This window comes from Terribium retamae, assembly GCF_022347545.1.
GTDB classification, from domain to species: domain Bacteria; phylum Pseudomonadota; class Alphaproteobacteria; order Rhizobiales; family Rhizobiaceae; genus Mesorhizobium; species Mesorhizobium retamae.
Genome location: NZ_JAKREW010000006.1, coordinates 65,412 through 83,804, shown reverse-complemented (window position 1 = coordinate 83,804; position 18,393 = coordinate 65,412). Strand labels below are relative to the sequence as shown.

17 protein-coding genes are annotated in these 18,393 nt (G+C 61.4%); all 17 read right to left on the bottom strand.

Annotated elements, in window-relative coordinates; all coding sequences use genetic code 11:
- Positions 1-44: 44 nt before the first annotated feature.
- Positions 45-410, bottom strand: coding sequence for a DUF982 domain-containing protein (locus L4923_RS09185; RefSeq protein ID WP_239363922.1), 366 nt, complete (start codon positions 408-410; stop codon positions 45-47).
- Between the two features lie 65 nt (positions 411-475).
- A complete protein-coding gene (gene bioD / locus L4923_RS09180; RefSeq protein ID WP_239363921.1) occupies positions 476-1,108 on the bottom strand; it encodes a dethiobiotin synthase in 633 nt (210 codons plus the stop codon).
- A complete protein-coding gene (gene bioB, locus L4923_RS09175; protein ID WP_343302895.1) occupies positions 1,105-2,175 on the bottom strand; it encodes a biotin synthase BioB in 1,071 nt (356 codons plus the stop codon). The genes bioD and bioB overlap by 4 nt, the downstream gene beginning before the upstream one ends.
- Positions 2,172-2,738, bottom strand: a complete 567-nt coding sequence (locus L4923_RS09170; RefSeq protein WP_239363920.1) for a biotin transporter BioY — start codon at positions 2,736-2,738, stop codon at positions 2,172-2,174. Before L4923_RS09170 ends, bioB begins: the two co-directional genes overlap by 4 nt.
- A gap of 92 nt (positions 2,739-2,830) precedes the next feature.
- The gene (locus L4923_RS09165; RefSeq protein ID WP_239363918.1) at positions 2,831-3,499 is read right to left on the bottom strand and encodes a GntR family transcriptional regulator; all 669 of its coding nucleotides are present in this window, start codon (positions 3,497-3,499) and stop codon (positions 2,831-2,833) included.
- Between the two features lie 156 nt (positions 3,500-3,655).
- The gene (locus L4923_RS09160) at positions 3,656-4,894 is read right to left on the bottom strand and encodes a Gfo/Idh/MocA family protein (protein WP_239363916.1); all 1,239 of its coding nucleotides are present in this window, start codon (positions 4,892-4,894) and stop codon (positions 3,656-3,658) included.
- A gap of 22 nt (positions 4,895-4,916) precedes the next feature.
- The gene (locus L4923_RS09155; RefSeq protein ID WP_239363914.1) at positions 4,917-5,936 is read right to left on the bottom strand and encodes a LacI family DNA-binding transcriptional regulator; all 1,020 of its coding nucleotides are present in this window, start codon (positions 5,934-5,936) and stop codon (positions 4,917-4,919) included.
- A 5-nt stretch (positions 5,937-5,941) separates the two neighbouring features.
- On the bottom strand, positions 5,942-6,931 hold the full coding sequence (locus tag L4923_RS09150) for an ABC transporter permease (protein ID WP_239363912.1): 990 nt from the start codon (positions 6,929-6,931) through the stop codon (positions 5,942-5,944).
- Positions 6,928-7,911 carry an ABC transporter permease gene (locus tag L4923_RS09145; RefSeq protein WP_239363909.1) on the bottom strand — a complete coding sequence of 328 codons (984 nt, stop codon included), beginning with the start codon at positions 7,909-7,911 and terminating at the stop codon, positions 6,928-6,930. Before L4923_RS09145 ends, L4923_RS09150 begins: the two co-directional genes overlap by 4 nt.
- On the bottom strand, positions 7,911-9,410 hold the full coding sequence (locus L4923_RS09140) for a sugar ABC transporter ATP-binding protein (RefSeq protein WP_239363900.1): 1,500 nt from the start codon (positions 9,408-9,410) through the stop codon (positions 7,911-7,913). The genes L4923_RS09145 and L4923_RS09140 overlap by 1 nt, the downstream gene beginning before the upstream one ends.
- 149 nt (positions 9,411-9,559) lie before the next feature.
- Complete coding sequence (locus tag L4923_RS09135; RefSeq protein WP_239363897.1) at positions 9,560-10,585, bottom strand: ABC transporter substrate-binding protein; 1,026 nt, start codon at positions 10,583-10,585, stop codon at positions 9,560-9,562.
- A gap of 157 nt (positions 10,586-10,742) precedes the next feature.
- Positions 10,743-11,591, bottom strand: a complete 849-nt coding sequence (locus tag L4923_RS09130; RefSeq protein WP_239363894.1) for an alpha/beta fold hydrolase — start codon at positions 11,589-11,591, stop codon at positions 10,743-10,745.
- A gap of 108 nt (positions 11,592-11,699) precedes the next feature.
- Positions 11,700-13,211, bottom strand: a complete 1,512-nt coding sequence (locus L4923_RS09125; protein ID WP_239363891.1) for a tripartite tricarboxylate transporter permease — start codon at positions 13,209-13,211, stop codon at positions 11,700-11,702.
- Between the two features lie 3 nt (positions 13,212-13,214).
- Complete coding sequence (locus L4923_RS09120; RefSeq protein ID WP_275448330.1) at positions 13,215-13,709, bottom strand: tripartite tricarboxylate transporter TctB family protein; 495 nt, start codon at positions 13,707-13,709, stop codon at positions 13,215-13,217.
- Between the two features lie 125 nt (positions 13,710-13,834).
- Positions 13,835-14,812: a tripartite tricarboxylate transporter substrate binding protein BugD gene (locus L4923_RS09115; RefSeq protein ID WP_239363884.1), complete on the bottom strand. Its 978-nt coding sequence runs from the start codon at positions 14,810-14,812 to the stop codon at positions 13,835-13,837.
- 283 nt (positions 14,813-15,095) lie between these two features.
- Positions 15,096-16,454, bottom strand: a complete 1,359-nt coding sequence (locus tag L4923_RS09110; RefSeq protein ID WP_239363883.1) for a sigma-54-dependent transcriptional regulator — start codon at positions 16,452-16,454, stop codon at positions 15,096-15,098.
- Complete coding sequence (locus L4923_RS09105; RefSeq protein WP_239363882.1) at positions 16,451-18,292, bottom strand: sensor histidine kinase; 1,842 nt, start codon at positions 18,290-18,292, stop codon at positions 16,451-16,453. The genes L4923_RS09110 and L4923_RS09105 overlap by 4 nt, the downstream gene beginning before the upstream one ends.
- Positions 18,293-18,393 lie beyond the last annotated feature (101 nt).

Here is an 18,393-nt window from a genome sequence, read left to right as displayed (position 1 = left end):
TGCTCTGCACTTCGAGCATTCGCGCGTGGGCCGTTGGCGTCATGCTACAGGGCAAATCCACCAAACCCTGCAACGCTGGGCTTCACGGTGATGTTTTTGGTGTCCTCGGGAACGAGGATCTTCGAACGTCGGGCGAAAACAAGGAACGCTTCACGTGCGGTCTGAGGGTCGAGCTCTCCCGCCTGCGCGGCGTTACAGGCCTTCATCGCAATTTCCCACGTCTTGCTTTCGCCGGTCTTGGCCCACTCGGTCAGGAATTCGATCATGTCGCAGAGCGAAGAGATTTCGCGCTTGTCGCCAACTTCAGCAGTGACAGTGACAGGCGTGAACGCCAGCAAATTGTGCATGGGAAGGCCTTTCTGAAAATGGAAGGGAGGCCAAAAGAACGCCGGCCTCGGCAGGGAACGCACATGAACGTCCCAACACGCTAGTGGTTCCGTGCTATATCCATCTTCCATCAAACGCAATTCGCCGATTAAGCCTTTAGAAAATCGTCGGGCGAAAAGGCTGCGGTGAAAACCTGTCGCAACGTCGCGGAAGTCAGCGGGTTGAGCATGGGCAAACGCCCCAGCTTCCTGGTTCTGCCGATCTCGCATATGATGCTTTCGGTCTCGGGTTCGGCGCCTCCTATAAAGGCAACGCCTAGAACCGGAACATTGCGGGCACGCAGGGCTTCCAGCGACAGAAGCGTGTGGTTGATTGTGCCGAGCCGAGTGCGCGCGCATAGCACCACCGGCAATCTCCAACGCGCGAAGATGTCGGCGAAGGTGGTGGTCCGTGTCAGCGGCACCAGCACACCACCAGCGCCTTCGATAACCAGTGGCCCGTCGACTTCCGGCACCATCAACGCTTCGGGGACGATAGCGACGCCGTCGATCGCCGCAGCACGGTGTGGAGAAGCAGGCGTATTAAGTCGCCATGTCTCGGGCAGGATACGGCGCGGCGAAATCTCGCCAAGCCGCCCTACGATATCGCTGTCAGTCTCGCCGCCAAGTCCGGCCTGCACCGGCTTCCAATAGGATGCGCCAAGCAGGCCGGTCAGCCCTGCCGCGAAGACCGTCTTGCCGATATCCGTATCGGTGCCTGTAACGACGATGCGGGTATTCAAAGCGCGTCTGTCGCGAGCGAGGGCAGGGATGGCCGAGAGCGGGGTTGGCCCGGTCGGGTGCTTGCATGGACTGGAGCTTCGGCCGTGCGCATGCCGAGTTTTTTCAGCAGCGCGAAATCCTTGTTGCGCTCCGGGTTGCCGGTGGTCAGAAGCACGTCGCCGGTAAAGATCGAATTGGCACCGGCCTGGAAGCACAGCGCCTGCAACTCATCGCTCATGGCGTGACGGCCGGCTGAAAGCCGCACCACGCTTTCCGGCATGAGAATGCGCGCCAGCGCCACCAGCCGCACGAAGGCGATCGGCTCTACCGGCTGGCTCTTTGCCATCACAGGCGTACCCTGGATCTCGTTCCACATGTTGATCGGAACGCTTTCCGGGTGCCTTTCCAGGGTGGCCAGGATGACCAGCATCGCGATGCGGTCGGTCATGGTTTCGCCCATGCCGACAATGCCGCCGGAACAGACCTTGATGCCGCCGGAACGCACCAACGCCAGCGTCTCCAGGCGGTCGTCCATGCTGCGGGTGGTTGCGATCTCGGGATAGTATTCCCGAGAGGTGTCGATGTTATGGTTGTAGTAGTCGAGGCCTGCTTCGTTCAGCCGCTGGACCTGAGCTGTAGTGAGCATGCCGAGCGTCACGCAGGTTTCCATGCCCAGCGCCCTGACGCCTTCGATCATGGCGCAGACACGATCCATGTCGCGGTCCTTGGGGCTGCGCCAAGCAGCCCCCATACAGAAGCGGGTCGCGCCGCCAGCTTTGGCGCGCTTTGCATCTTCGATCACGCGCTCCACAGCCATCAGCTTGGTTGCCTTGACGCCGGTGTTGTGATGCGCGCTTTGCGAGCAATAGCCGCAATCCTCCGGGCAGCCGCCGGTCTTGACGCTGAGCAGGCTGGCGGTTTCGACCACGGTCGGGTCGAAGCGGCTGCGGTGAACGTTTTGTGCCCGGTGGAGCAGGTCGGGCAGCGGCATCGCGTAGATCGCTTCTGCTTCCGCCTGCGTCCAGTCGGTGCGGACATCGTCCGTCTCGATGAGAGACGAGCGATCCGGTGGGGCCGACGCGGTCACCGACCGATCCTCCCGAGGAGACGCGCCGGGATCATCGCCGAGCCGACGGCAACCATGGCGATATTTATGAGGTCGCCCAGAATGAACGGGGTGAAGCCCAATGGAATGACATCCTTGGCGGGGATGTAGAGGCCGAGCCAGGGGAGGCCGACTGCGTAAGTGACTGCAAGGCCTGCCAGCATGGCCACGGTGCGGCCGAACATCTGCCGGCCTTCAGCCAGCCGGCCAGTCAACCAGCTGGCGACGAGATAGCCCAGCAGATAGCCGCCCGTCGGCCCCATCAGATAGGCAAAGCCGACACCGCGCTCCGGCGAGCCTGAGAAAACCGGCAATCCGGCAGCACCGACCGCCAGGAAGGTAAAAAAGGTGGCTGTCGCCATGCGTGGGCCAGTGGCAACTGCGATGCCCATGACGGCCAGTGTGTAAAGGGTGAGCGGCACCGGCCAGAACGGGATGCGCAGCTTGGCGCAGAGCGTGATCAGGGCGACGCCCGCGATGATGATCGCAGCAGTTCTTGCCGCCTTGCGCGGCTGGACGCCGCGCAGCGTGAGGGTCTGGCTCATGATGTTCCTTTCGTAAATTATAGATAATTTATAATCTATATCTACATTGAATCCACAAAAGGAAGCGAGTCGCAACAGAATTATAGATATTATTATCCGACTATCGCGAATGCGTCGCGAACGCTGCCGCTAGCCGATTTTTGGGGCCGGCGACCAATCCATTGAACATGACCGGCCAGCGTGGTGCAGGCCGCGTCGATCTGGCCTTTGCGCAAGGCGGAAAGGATGGTGCGGTGATCGTGATCGGTCCGCGCTTCCCAATCGGATCGCCATGCGGCGAAAAGAAAGCGCGCGCTGGCGGCATGCAGGTCATCGATGGCCGACAGCAGCCTCGGCATGGCGCAGGGTTCCAGGATGAGACGGTGGAAGCGGCGGTTCGCCTCTTCCCAGGAACGCACATCTCGGGAGTTGTCGCCGGCCTTGGTGGCTTCTTCGGCTGCGTCGAGAATGGCAGGCGTCAGATGCGGCGCGGCATGGCGCAGCGCCAGCACCTCGAGCGCCGCGCGCATTTCCGCCACTTCCTTCACTTCGGCGAGGTCGAAGCTGGCGACGCGCACACCGCGACGCGGTTCACTGACAGCGAGACCTTGTGCCTCCAACCTACGGAAAGCCTCGCGCACCGGCACATGGCTCGCGCCGAATTCCTCGGCGACATGATCCTGCCGCAGCCGTGAGCCGGGCTCGATCTTGCCCGCTATGATGCGGTCAGCCAGCGTCTTCGAGATGCGAACCGCGAGAGTGTCTTCTTTTTGTGCGCCCATGTTTCATAGATAATTTGGCGCACAGGACTTGTCGATTGGCGGACGGGACAAGTCACAGGGCAGGGGGCGGTGGACGCCCAGCATTCTCCTTTCCGCCAAAAAAGAAAGGCAAGGTGCTGGTGGCGCCTTGCCTTGCGGAAATCGAGATCTGCGTGGTTAGCGGCGTGCCACCGGCGGCACGTAGTGCTCGAGCTCCGGTGCAGGGAAACGCACCGTCTCACCGGTTTCTGCCGATTTGTAGAGGCCCATCATCATCTCCACCACGGCAAGCCCGTCATGGAAGGTTTCCAGCGGCGTCTCACCCTTGCGGAAACACTCGGTCATGTGGCGGTTTTCATCGGTGTAGCCATAGACACCGGCTTCGTCTTCCAGCACCGGCATCAGGCCCTGCTCGGCATTCTGCTTCTCGACGAGATCCTCGCCTTCCGAACCTTGCACGGCCCGTGACATGAAGATCTTCAGGCCGGAGCCCAGCGAATTGAACTCCATCGCATATTCGGGGCCGAGCAATTCGAGCTGGATGCGCAGGCCGGCGCCGACATAGGCCCAGGAGGTCGTGGCTTCGATCATCAGTTCGTTGCCGGCCTCGTCTTCCAGCGCCACCACGCCACGGGCAAAATCCTCGGAGGGATGGTTGCGATAGTCGACGCCGGAGCCGAAGCGACGGGCGAGGTCGTCTGCATACTGCGGCCGGGTCCATTTCAGGTTGGCGACTGTGCCATTGACTGACTTGACCTTCAGCGAACCACGCACGGCGCCCGGCGCGGTCAGCAGATGGCGCGCTACCTCGAGGCTGTGGCACATCATGTCCGACAGCACACCGCCGCCCTGCTTGTCGCCTTGCCAGAACCAGGCCTCGTGTGGACCGGAATGCTCTTCGGCGGCGCGGGCAAGATAGGGGCGGCCAGTGGTCGATGCGGCGCGGCGCCAGATGATTTCCTTGCCGCGAATGACCGGCGTCGCGAACACTTGGTTTTCGAGATAGCCATGGTTCAACCCGGCATCTTCAGCGAGCTGTAGCATTTCACGTGCTTCGGCAACGGTGCGCGCCAGGGGTTTCTCACACGCGACCGCAAACACTTTGGAGCGCCCGGCTTTCACTTCGGCATGCAGCGTGCGCATGACGTCGAGACGCGTGTAGTTCGGCGAGAGGATCCAGATTGCGTCGAGTGTCGGATCCCCAAACAGACTTTCCAGGCTGTCGTGGTTTCTGCAGGCGCCGAGACCGAGTTCCTCCGCCAGCTTGACGAAATGCTCCCGCTTCTCGTTGCTGCGGCTGTAGACGCCAATGACATCGATGTTGCGTACGCCGACCAGCGATTTCAGGTGGAACTGGGCGATGAAGCCCGTGCCCACGAAGCCGACGCGCAATCTTTCCTTAGGCAGCTGTGCCATGGTCGTCCTTTCTGCTTGTCTTTCAGATTGATCTTGGCCGGGCAGTTGAGCCACGGATCTGCAGCGTCGTCGGCATTTCCAGCGTCTCAGCTTCGACTTTTTCTCCAGCCAGCACCCGCAGCAACTGCCGCATCGCTTCCTGACCGATCTCCGCGCGCGGCTGGCGTACAGTCGTCAGCGGCGGATAATAGGCCTGGCTGAGGAACAGATCGTCGAAACCGACCACGGAAACGTCGCTGGGAACATCGAGGCCCAGTCGGCGCAATTCGTTGATCGCACCGAAGGCCATTTCGTCGTTGGCGACAAACACCGCGGTTGGCCGGTCGGGCCGTTCGAACAGCTCGCGGCACAAGGCTTCGCCCGAGTGCAGCAGGTAGTCGCCGACGGGTTCATAACCGTCGGGTATGGCGATCCCTGCCGCTCGCATCGCTTGGCGAAAGCCCTCACGGCGACGAACTGCCATGATTTCGGGGATGGGTCCGCAAATATGCGCGATTGCGCGATGGCCGAGCCCGATCAGATGTTCGACGGCAGCCCGCGAGGCGCCGACATTGTCGATCTGCACATGCGGCAGCCCCATGCCTTCGATCGTTTCCAGGGCCACCACAACCGGCAGGCCCTGCAGATGGGTTCGGCTTTCTTCCGCCGACCACGGCAATTTGCCCGTGATCAGGATCATGCCGTCGGCATGGCCGTCGCGCAGCATGTCGAAATATTCGACTTCGCGCTCGGCATTGTTTTCCGTATTGCCCATAAGCACCGAATAGCCGGCGGCTCGTGCGGTTGCTTCAACACCTTTCATGATCTCCAGGTAGAAGGGGTTGCCGACATCGCGCACCACCATCAGCACAGCCATGGATTTCTGCGTGCGCAGATTGCGGGCGCTGACATTGGGGCGGTAGTTCAGCATCTGCGCCACTTCGCGGATGCGTGACAATGTTGGTTCCGCCACCAGGCCGGTATCGGAAAGCGCGCGCGAGACCGTGGCTGGCGACACGCCGGCGCGTGCAGCGATGTCCTTGATCTTGGCGGGCCCGGCCATGCCGATCAGCCCCGCATCGCCTTGGCGCGTCCGTAAAACAGCATCAGCGCCACCAGTGTCGCGCCGAACACCATCTGCCGGCCGGCTTCGTCGATATGGACCGTGGTGAGGATGCTCTGGAGCAGCACCAGCAGCACGGCGCCGGCCATCGTGCCGGTGTAACCACCCTTGCCGCCGGAGAGCGGCGTACCGCCCAGAACCACGGCGATGATCGAAGGCAGCATGTATTGCTCGCCGACATTGGCGAAGGACGAACCGGAATAGCCGAGCAGGCACATGCCGGCGATGGCTGCGAAAACACCGGAGAGCATGAACAGTGCGACGCGGGTCGTCTTCACTGGCATGCCGGCCATGAAGGCAGCCTGCTCATTGGAACCGATCGCATAGACGCGGTAGCCGAACACGGTTCGGCGCAGCAGGAAAGCCATGGCAAGCCCGATCAGCAGCCACAGCCAGATGATGCCGGGCAGACCGAGCAGGAACGGCTGGACGACGAAGTCGGACAGGCCGGGAGCGGCACGGCCCGACGGGATGCCGTTGCGGATCACCACCAGAAGGCCCTGCAGCACGCCGAGCATGCCGAGCGTCATGACCAGTGGAGGGATGCGTAGCAGCGTCACGCCAACACCGTTAATGAGACCGAACAGGGCACCGACAATGACGCAGACAAGGATTGCCGGTAGGATTCCGCCATCGGCACCGTTCATGACATTGCCGGCCAGGATCGCTGCCAGCGAGACGATACCGCCGACCGAAAGGTCGATACCTTCACGTCCGCCCAGGATGACGAGGTTCTGTCCGGCCGCGACGATGCCAAGCAGGGCTGCGACGATCAGCAGCCGCAGGATCTGCCCGGGCGATGCAAAGCCTGGCGACAACCATTCGCCGACGGCAAGCAGCAGCACGATCAGGATCAATGCCACCACGAGCGGCTTCTTCAGGAAAGCCAGTGCCGCGTTCCCGGCGGACCTGGAGGGGAGGGCGTCCGTGCTCATGCCCGTGCTCCGCGGCTGACGAGGATGCCGGCCATCAGAGCCAGCAGAATGGCGAGGCCCTGGACGAAGTTCTGCCATTCTGACGGCGTGCCCACGAAGAAGACCAGCGCGTTGATGAGGCCGATGATGAGGGCGCCGATCAGCGACCCCGTCACTGTGCCGAAGCCGCCCGCCAGCGCCGAACCGCCCAACACCACGGCGGCGACCGAATAAAGCGTCATCTTGCCGCCGACCAGCGGATCGCCGCTTGCGGTGTCGCCGGTGATGCAAAGTGCGGCGAGTGCCGCGAACAGGCCGCAGAAGACATACCCCTTGATGCGGATCGCGGTCACCGGCAGCCCGGTCTGGAACGCCGCCTGCTGGTCATCGCCAACCGCCAGCATCTGCGTGGTCAAACGCATGCGCATCAGGATGGCGAGCAGGATTGCTACTGCAGCGACGGCGTAAAGCACAAACGGAATGCCGAAGAAGCGGCCGCCATAGGTCGTCCAATAGGCCTCCGGCGCCGGCGTGCCGGCAACGGGCAAAACGGTGAGTGCCAGGCCGGTGAAGAAAATGGAGGTTGCGAAGGTCGCAACGATCGCTTGCAGTCGCAAGCCTGCGACGACGATGCCGTTGACCAACCCGCAGGCCAGCCCGATCAGGGCGCCGACAAGGCAGGCGGCAATGACGGCGAACCCATCGCCGCCCCATTTTTGCATCAGCGCGATCACCGAGACATTGACCAGCGACACGATGCTGCCTGCCGAAAGATCGATGTCGCCCGAAAAGACCACATAGGTCTGCGCCACCGCCAGCATCATCAAGGCCAGATAGGTCGAGACGAGCCCGGTCATCGAACGGAAACTCAGGCTGCGTGGTTCGAAAACGCCGTTGAGGGCTAGAAGCAGTACGAGGATGATCAACGCCGGCAGGAAAGGATAACGCCGGATCAGGCGACCAAGGCCGCCGGTGCTGGTCTGGGTTGCTGTGTTGCTCATCAGGCAGCCTCATATGCGGCGTGATAGAGATTGTAGCGGGTGCGCTCCTCGCCCTGCAGTTCGCGCGTCACCACGCCCGAATTGAAGACCAGGATGCGATCGGCATTGGCGAGCAGTTCGGCATCCTCCGAAGAATAGAGCACAATGCCCATGCCTTCGGCAGCAAGGGAGCGGATGAGCTGGAAAAGGTCGGACTTCGCGGCAAGATCGATGCCCTTGGTGGGGTCGTCGAGCAGAAGGACCGAAGGGCGATCGATCAGCCAGCGGGCGATCACCACTTTCTGCTGGTTGCCACCGGACAGCGAATTCACGGGCTGACCGATATCCTGGAATTTGGTCTTCAGTGCCTTCAGCGGCCCTTCGACAAGTGCGGTTAGGACACTGGGACGGGCAAGGTGGAGCCGGTTGCGCAGGAAATGGATCGGCGTGACGTTCTCCAGGATCGGCCTGCCAGTCAGCGTGCCGTCGCGGCCACGATCTCCGGAGACGTAGGCGATGCCGTTGCGGATGGCCTCGGCTGGCGTGCGTGCAGCACAAGCTTTGCCGCCGACTTCGATCGCACCGGTGTGGTGAGCCGAGGCGCCGAAAATGGCGCGCAGCACGGAAGATTGACCCTGGCCGTGCAAACCGCCGAAGCCGAGAATCTCACCTTTGCCGACGGTAAAGGAAACGTCACGGAAGCCGACGCCGCTCAGATTGGCAACAGACAGCATGGGTTCCCCGGCTGCGGCTGGCACCGGCGGTTTGCTTTCGGCCGACAGCGCCTCGCGTTCGCCCACCATCTGGCGGATTACCTCATCGGCGTTCGTCTCGGCGATGGCTGACGAGGCGACAGTGGCACCGTCACGGATAACTGTGACCCGGTCGCCGATCGAAAAGATCTCATCCATACGGTGCGAGATGAACACCATGGCGCGGCCCTCCTGTTTCAGGCGACGCAGGATCTCGAAGAAGCGATCGACCTGGGCACGATCGAGGGCGGATGTCGGTTCGTCGAAAATGAGAATAGGGGCTTCGCTGGCGAGGGCCTTCATGATCTCGACGAGCTGGCGCTGGTCGGCACGCAACCTGTCCACGGTCACGTCGGCGGCAAAGCCTTCGCCGGCAACATCCTGGAACTCGGCGATGATCCGGGCGGTTCGTTCTTCGAGTTCGGTGCGGTCGACGAATATGCCGCCTTTTACCGGCATTGCCGGCAGCAGGATATTCTCAGCCACCGTGCGGCGGGCAGCCAGGCTGAGCTCCTGGTAGAAAATGCCGATGCCGAGCGCCCGCGCTGCGCGTGGCCCGTCGATTGTGACAGGCTTGCCGTCCAGCAACACCTCGCCGGCGTCCGGCTTCACGCTACCGGCGACGATCTTGCACAGCGTGCTTTTGCCTGATCCGTTCGAGCCGATCAGCACATGCACTTCGCCGGGTTTGAGATGCAGGTCGCCTCGGCTCAGCGCAACCGTTGCGCCATAAGCCTTGCGCGCGCCGCGAACGATAAGTTCGGACATCGAAGCCGTTCCTCCGGCTGCTAGAGCAATTCCAGCAAAAATGAAAAGCGGAAACGCTCTGGGGGTAACCCTGGATCGTCAGCTTACTCGAAAACCTCGTCCTTGGCCCGCCCGGAGCATGAGCTGCCGGGCGGAGGTCCAAAGACCGGTTATTTGAAAAGCTTTTCCGCGTCTTCGATCGAAAGCTGGCTGGTGAAGGAATAGTAGCCGGGTTTGCCGTCCACCGCCTTCACCGCATCGTCGAGGCTCTTGTTGTCGATGAAGGGGATCGGCAGATACATGGCGTTGCCATACTGACCGGCTGCGGCAGGTTCCTTCAACTCCTTGCCCTGCAGCATAAGGACCGCCACGTTGAGTGCACTGGCCATGACGCCGGGCGGGTTCACCGAGGCACCGGAATTCAGCTTATCCTTCTTCCACAAATCAATGAAATCCTTGCGGATTTCACCCGTTGCGGCAATCGAGGACTGCTTCTTGGCATCAATGATCGACTTCCAGGCACCGGCAGCCATGCCATCCTGCACCCACACACCCGTGATGTCGGGGTGGGTGGCGAGCAGGTTCTGCATAGCCTGCTGGCCTTGCGCCTGATCCCAGTTGGCGTTCACTTCGTTGACGATCTTGATATCGGGATACTGACCGAACACTTCCTTGTAGCCGGCAACGCGCATCTCGTTGGCCGGATGGCCGGCGACGCCGTTGATGGTCACGACATTGCCCTTGCCGCCGAGCGTTTCAGCAAGCCACTTGGCACCGGCAGCCCCCCAGGCCTTCTGATCGATGCCGACATAGGTGGCGTCCTTGGAGGAGACTTCCGAGTCGGTGGCGATCACCAGGATGCCGGCGTCCTTGGCCTGCTTGAAGATCGGGTCGAACGCGGTCGGGCTGTTCGGGTTGATGATGATGGCGTCTACGCCCTGGCTCATGAAATTGCGCACCTGCGCGATCTGCCCGGGCACGTCGACATTGGCGCTCTGCACCACGACTTCGACGTTGACACCCTTGTCCTTCCAGGCGGCTGCCGCGGTCTGGGCTTCTTCGATCATCTGCGTGCGCCATTCGGAGCCGACCCAGCCGTTGGAAAGGCCGATCTTGAAATCTTCTGCGTAGGTGGAAAACGTCGACACGGCCAATGCGGTGGTGGCCGTCAAAGCTAATACGATCGTTTTCTTCATTTTGATCCTCCCTGAGTGCGATGGTGGCGACATTATCAGGAATGAAATCGATTTCAATACAGGTTTCAGGGCTTTTCGGCAGGAATTTCGCACTTTTCCGGCGGGTTTTCGGAAAGATCAGCCGAGTTGCCGCCCAGACCAACGGGCAGCGCGATGTCTACCTGGCGTCGAGGAACTCGAGCACGGCTTTGTTGTATTCGTCCGGTGCCTGCAGCATCGCGAAATGGCTGGCATTCGGCAGGATGACTTCCGTTGCGCCCGGTATCGTCTTGGCCATGGCGTCGGTGTGCTCACGCTTGATTGCCTCGTCATGATCGCCTGTAACAATGGCGATTGGTGTGGTGATCTTTGCGAGCTGATCGGTGTTCCAGTTCGGCTGGGTTTCCCACATCTTGCTGATCTGGCCGACGAAGGCATCGTACTGGTCGGGTGTCTTGGAGAGCTTTTTGTAGTCGCGGCCCGAGCGTTCGATATAGGCGGCGAAAGTCTTGTTGGTCAGCACACCCGGATCGACGCCGTCCGTTGTGACATTGGCGGCCTGCGCGAATACGCGCGTCAGCCGGTCAGGATGGTTCATGGCAAGGTCGATGCCGATGATGCCGCCGTCGCTCCAACCGACGAGTGCGGTTTTATCGATCTTGAGATGGTCGAGCAGGGCAATGTAGTCCGATGCCATCAGGTCGTAGCCGAACGGCTCTTCCGTGCGGGTCGAGCGGCCATGGCCGCGGCTGTCGGCAACGATCACCTTGCGTGTCTTGGCAAGTTCCGCCACCTGGCTCGACCAGATGTCGGCGTGACCGAGCCCCCCATGGATGAGCAGCACCGGCTCACCCTTGCCATAGACCGCGTAGAACATCTGGATGCCGTTGACGGGGGCAAAACCGCTTTCGTCGGCTTTAGGCATCGGCGCAGGTTCGGGCAGGGTCTGCCAACGTTCCTCGGCGTTGGCCACGCCGGCGAACAGCAGGAATGCAGCAACGCTCAGGCAAGTCCACAAACGCGACATCGGGCGATCCTCCAGAAGGGAAGGCGAGATCAACCGCCTTGCCTCCAGAAAAGTCAACAGCGACGGCACCGCCGTCGCTGTCGTTGAATGCCCTCATGGAACGTTAGGTCAGGCGTCTTCCTCGACGAAAACCTCTTCGCGCTTCTTGCGGACTGAAGGCAATAGCACCACGATCAGCACGAGAGCCGCGGCAAGCAGCAGGATGGCGCTGATCGGCCTGGTGACGAAGATCGTCGGATCACCTCGTGACAGGATCATGGCACGGCGCAGGTTTTCCTCGAACAGCGGACCAAGCACGAAGCCGAGGAGCAGGGGAGCCGGTTCGCAGCGCAGCTTGGCAAGCAGATACCCAACGAAGCCGAAGAAGGCGACCGAGTAGAGGTCCCAGGCGCTCGACTTCACCGAATAGACGCCGATCGCCGAGAACGCCATGATCGCCGGGAACAGCACCTGGTAGGGCACGGTCAGCAGTCTTACCCATAGACCGATCAGCGGCAGGTTGAGCACGATCAGCATCAGATTGCCGATCCACATCGAGGCGATCAGTCCCCAGAACAGTGCCGGCCGTTCGGCGGCCACGTCGGGCCCCGGAACGATGCCCTGGATGATCATCGCGCCGATCATCAGCGCCATGACCGGGTTGGCCGGAATACCCAGCGTCAGCATCGGAATGAACGAGGTCTGTGCCGCGGCATTGTTGGCCGATTCAGGCCCCGCCACCCCTTCGATTGCACCCTTGCCAAATTCCTCAGGGTTCTTGGCGACGCGCTTTTCCAGTGTGTAGGAGGCGAAAGAGGCCAGAATGGCGCCACCACCGGGCAGAATGCCGAGCACCGAACCGAGGCCGGTGCCGCGCAGTACGGGTGCCGTCATGCGACGGAAATCCTCCCGCGTCGGCATCAATCCGGTCACCTTGCGGATCATGACCGAGCGGTCATGTTCATTTTCCAGGTTGCGCAAGATTTCGGCAACGCCGAAAACACCCACCGCTACCGCGACGAAGTTCAGCCCGTCTGCAAACTCGCGGATACCCAGCGTGAAACGTGGCGTGCCCTCGAATATGTCGGAGCCGACCAGGCCGAGCAGTAGGCCGAGTACGACCATGGCAAGCGCCTTGATCACCGAGCCATGGGCAAGCGCAATCGAGGAGACCAGCCCGACGACCATCAGCGAGAAATACTCCGCCGAACCAAACTGCAGCGCTATTTTTGTCAGCGGCGGTGCGAACAGCGCGACCAGGAAAGTCGCAACCGTACCGGCGAAGAAGGAGCCGAGAGCGGCAGTGGCCAGAGCTGCTCCCGCGCGACCGTTACGCGCCATCTGGTAGCCGTCGATGGCGGTTACCGCGGAAGAGGATTCGCCGGGCATGTTGATCAGGATGGCAGTGGTGGAGCCGCCATACTGCGCGCCGTAGTAGATGCCGGCGAGCATGATCAGCGATGATACCGGATCACCGATCTGGAAGGTCACCGGCAAAAGCATGGCGATGGTCGCGGTTGCGCCGATGCCGGGCAGCACGCCGATCAGCGTGCCGAGCAGCACGCCGGTCAGGCAGAAGAGCAGGTTCCACAGCGTCGAAGCGGTGATGAAGCCGAGTGCGAGATTGTCGAAGAGATCCATGGCTTATGCTCCCACCCAAGGTATCCACGGGCCAAAACGCTGGAACGGCAAGCCAAGCGCGTAGCTGAACACGATCGTGGAAAAGATGGTGAGCGCCAAGGCGACGATGAGCGCCGTACCCGGCCGCATGCGCTGCGAGGCGAAGGCCGCGATGAGCGCGGTGACGAACAGCGCCGGCACGAAGCCCAGCCCCCGCACGGTTAGTCCGAAGAAGATTGGCGCGGGTAGAATGAAAATCATGCCGCGCCAGGCGATCTGCCCGATCGGTTCGCCGGTGACACGCGTTGCCTGTACGACGATGATGGCGCCCAGCAGGATCAGAATGCCCGACAAAACGAGCGGGAAATAACCTGGTCCCATTCGAAAGGCGTTGCCGATTTCCTGGCCGAGCGATTGATAGCCGAAGAACAGGCCGACGGCGATGAAGATCGCCCCGCACGCTCCGTTCGTTGGATCGATGGAAAGCTTGTTCACTGTTCCCTCCGAAGGCCGGATCATTGGATTTCCGTCATCCAACAGCGGCCATTTCCTCCCTGTCGGGAAGTTTTTGCGGTGCCGGTGTCTGAATATGCGTCCGACAAAGAAGACCGGGTGAGGGATGCTCGCCCGGCCTTCTAATGGCGTTAGTCCGCGTATTGTCCGGCAGCCTCGATCACCGGCTTCCAGCGGGCGACCTCGCTTTCAAGTTTGGCCTTGAGCGCTGCAGGCGTGGCATCCGCCTCGGATGAGGGCTTGGTGCCCAGTTCGGCAAAGCGGGCGATGACGTTCTCATCCTTCAGCGCCTTCTGCAGCGACTTGCTGAGCTTGTCGAGCACCTCCGGCGACGTGCCTTTCGGCGCGTAGATGCCGTGCCAGATGCCGACCTGGAAGTTCGGCAGGCCGGCTTCCTCAGTGGTCGGGATGTTGGGCAGCACGTCGAGACGAGCAGGCGAGGTGACGGCATAGGCCTTGATCGTGCCGCCCTGGATCTGCTTGGTCGTATTGGTGGTCTGGTCGCACATGATGTCGACTTGGCCACCGAGCAGATCAGTCATCGCCGGACCGGTGCCCTTGTAGGGAACCGTCACGAACTGTGTCTGGATCGCATTCATGAACATCATGCCGCACAGATGCGATGCAGCGCCGATGCCCGCATTGGCGAGCGTCACCTTGTCTTTGTTGGCCTTCACATAATCGATCAGGCCCTTGAGATCGGTGGGCTCGAAATCCTTTCGCGTGACGATCGTCATCGGCACCTCGGTGACGAGGCCGACATAGTCGAAGGCGTTCAGCGTATCGTAGGCAAGCTTCCGGTAAAGCGTGGCGCTGGTGGCCATGCCGATATGGTGGAGAAGCAGCGTATAGCCATCAGGATCGGCTTCAGCGACGCGTGCCGCGCCAAGCGTGCCGCCGGCTCCGCCGACATTTTCCACGATCACTTGCTGGCCGAGGTCCTTCGACATCGATTCGGCGACAAGCCGGGTCACCGTGTCGGTCGGGCCGCCTGCTGCGAACGGCACGATCATAGTGATCGTCTTATCAGGATAGGTCTGTGCCGTGGCGGAGCTTGCCAGCATGGCAAAGGTCGCAGCAGCCGCCAGCGAGGCGATAAGCTTCTTCATGAAATCCTCCCAGATCCTTCGTTTAGAGCGTTTCCGTTTTCGACGGAAAACGCTCCGCTCCCTTTCACGCAATTCCGGACGGAAAACCGCTACGCACTTTCCTTGAATTGCTTTGGCGCAGGTCTCCTCCAGCGCCAAGAACGGATGGCCAATAGGAAGAGGCTTTGTTGCATTCGGCAATGTCCAAATGCGGAAAATGCCCGTATTGCCGACCAAACATCTCGACAATGGGTGGAAGTCGTAACATTGCTGTCCGGCAATGTGTGGATTTCCACACATCCGGCTAGTCGGCGGCTTCCGGCGCGCCAAGCTGTCTTTTGTCGAGTCCATAACGCTGCATCTTTTCGTAGAGCGTCTTGCGAGAGATTCCGAGCTGTTCATAGACCGGCTTGAGGCTGCCGCCATGGGCGACAAGCGCTGCGGAAATGACATCCTTTTCGAATTCCGCAACACGATCCGCCAGGCGAAGATCGCCGTTGGCGGTTTCGGTTGCCTGAGTGGTGGCGTGCGTGCTGAGTCCTAACACGAAACGGTCCGCTGCGTTCCTGAGTTCACGGACGTTCCCGGGCCACTCCCGCCCAGCGATATCGGCAATGACATGCGGCGGCACGTCGACATCATCGCGGCGATAACGTCCGGCGGCCTCACGGACCAGTTGCAGGAAAAGCAGCGGCACATCCTCGCGCCTTGCCACGAGTGCCGGCATTCTCAGCGTCACCACATTGAGATGGTAAAGCAGATCGGCACGAAACCGCCCGGCTGCGACTTCCTCGTCGAGATCGACCTTGCTGGTGGCGATGAAGCGCACATCGAGCGCTATTGGTTCGTTGGAGCCCAGCCGATAGATGACCCGATCCTGTATGACCCTCAACAGCTTGGCTTGAAGGTCGACGGGCATTGAACCGATCTCGTCGAGTAGAACGGTGCCGCCTCTTGCATGCTCGAACTTTCCGAAGCGTGGCCGCAAGGCACCCGGAAAGGCACCGGCTTCGTGGCCGAACAGCTCGCTTTCGATCAACGTGGCGGGCAGCGCTGCACAATTGATGGCGATGAAGGGTTTTGTCGCACGGCCGCTGATGTCGTGCAGCGCGCGGGCTGCCACCTCCTTGCCCGTGCCGGTATCGCCGATGATAAGGATGTCGGCATCGGTAGCCGCAATGGCCCGCAGCTTGTAGCGCAGTTCGACCATGACCTGGGTACGGCCGGGCAGGCGGGTCTCGAGGTCATCATTCTTGCCGGCTGCCGCACGCAACTGCCGGTTCTCCAGAACGAGACTGCGTCGGTCGATGGCCCGCCCCGCCATTTCGATCAGGTGCTGCACGACATAGGGCTTTTCGAGGAAGTCATAGGCGCCTTCGCGCATCGCGCGCACGGCAAGCTGGACATCGCCATGGCCGGTGACGAGGATGACGGGAATATCCGCGTCGATCTCGCGAATGCGGGCAAGAAGCGTCATTCCGTCCATTCCCGGCATGCGGATGTCGGACACGACGACGCCGTTGAAGCCTTGCGTGATGAAATCGAGCGCGCGTTCAGCCGAGGCGCACTCCTGCAATGCAAGTCCTGCGAGATCGAGTGACTGAGCCGCAGCTCGGCGCGGTTCTTCCTCATCGTCTACCAGGAGCACGATCGGCGGCTTCATTCGGCTGCCTCGCGCACCGTGTTGCGCATCGCTTCGAGTTCGATCGTGAACAGGGCACCACCTTCGGGATGATTCAAGACACCAAGGCTTCCGCCGAAGTCCTTGATGATGTTGTAGGAAATCGAAAGGCCCAGCCCCAGCCCCTTGCCGACGCCCTTTGTCGAGAAGAACGGATCAAAGATCCGTTCCGCGATGGCATCGGCAACGCCGGAGCCGTGATCGCGCACCGTTATGAGGACTTTACCCGCCCTGCGCCGCGCCTGGAGTTCGATGCGCCTGTCCGGCAGGCCTTCGACGGCGTCGGCTGCATTGGTGATGATATTGACCAGCACTTGCTGAAGCCGAACAGATCCCGCTTTGACAGCCAGTGGAGTGCGGCCGAGGTCGACAAGCAGCGTCGCATTGGCCGCCTTGAGGCGCCAGGCCACGATTTCCTGCGTGTCGCGCACCACCTCCGCCAGATCGACGGCGCCGAGTTTCTCGTTCGGCTTGCGCGCGAAATTTCGGAGATGACGACTGATCGACGCCATGCGGTCGGCGAGGCTCGAGATGCGTACGACGTTGTCGCGAGCTTCGGCGGCACGGTCGCGCTCGATGAGGACGGCGGCATTGTCGGCATAGGTCTTCACCGCTGCCAGAGGCTGATTGAATTCATGCGACAAAGCCGCCGACATCTGGCCGAGCGCGGCCAGTTTGCCGGCCTGGATGAGATCCGCCTGTGTTTGCCTCAGCTGTCGTTCCGTGGTGCGTCTTTCAGCGACTTCTGTCTCAAGCCGCGTGTTGACCAACGCAAGGTCATGCGTGCGCTCTTCGACCCGACGCTCCAACTCCTCGCGGGCAAAGCGCTGCATCTCCATGCGTTCGGCCAGCCGTGCCCGCCGCTGTAGCAAAACAAAGCCGCCCAGGGCAGCCAGCCCCAAAGTCAGCAGTGCAGCGGCGACTGTGGTCAATGCCTGTGTACGCGCCGAGCGCGTGTCGAGCAGCACGTTGATCGTCCAGCCTGCATCCGGCATGACCTCCGACAGGACCAGATACTCGCTACTCTGCCTTTCGAAGTTGACGGTCATCAGGGAGAGCCGGTTTTCGAAATTACCGCGTGCGACCGGCAGCTCGCGCAACGTCGCGTTTGCATAACGCCGCGAGGCGGCCGTGCGGGCGCGTCGTTCCGGCGTCAGCGGCAGCAAGCTGGCATAAAGCCACTCCGGCCGCTCCGCCATGAAAATGATGCCTTCAGGATCGGTAACGATGATCTCATCGTCCCCGCCAAGCCAGGATGCCTCGATGGCGTCGACCTCGACCTTGAACACCACGACGCCGCGGATGGCGCCGCCGACATGTACGGGAGCCGAGAAATAATATCCGCGCTTCAACGAGGTTGTGCCGAGAGCGAAGAAGCGACCGCGCTTGCCCTTGATCGCGTCCTGGAAATAGGGGCGGTAGGAAAAATTCTCTCCCACGAAACTGACGGGCCGGTCGAAGTTGCTGGCGATGATCGTTTCGCCGTCTGGTGCTATCACATAGATGTCGGAAGATTGCAGCAATGTGTTGATTTGCCTGAGATAAGCGTTGCCACGATCACGCAGTCCCGGATCATTCGGGGCCGCCAGCAACTCCTTGATGTCGTCGTTGTCAGCAATCAGGGAAGGGAGCGGTTCGAAGCGGTTCAACTGCCCTTGCAGTGCGGCCACAGCCAGCCTCAGCGTGGTTTTTCCGCGCGTCGCCGCCTGGTCGAGATAGGCTCGTGTCGCGAAGGTGCTGCCATAGAAAGCGAGCGCCGCCGCGAGCGCGATCAGAAGCGCAATCCAGAACCAGCGTCTATTGGAAAGTGGCTTGAGCATCAGCGTCGCCGGTTGACCGGCAGGCAGTATAGCCTGCGTGCCATCTTGTACAACGGACCGGCAGGCTGTGAGAGAACCGGATGTGATCGCGGGCGTATTTC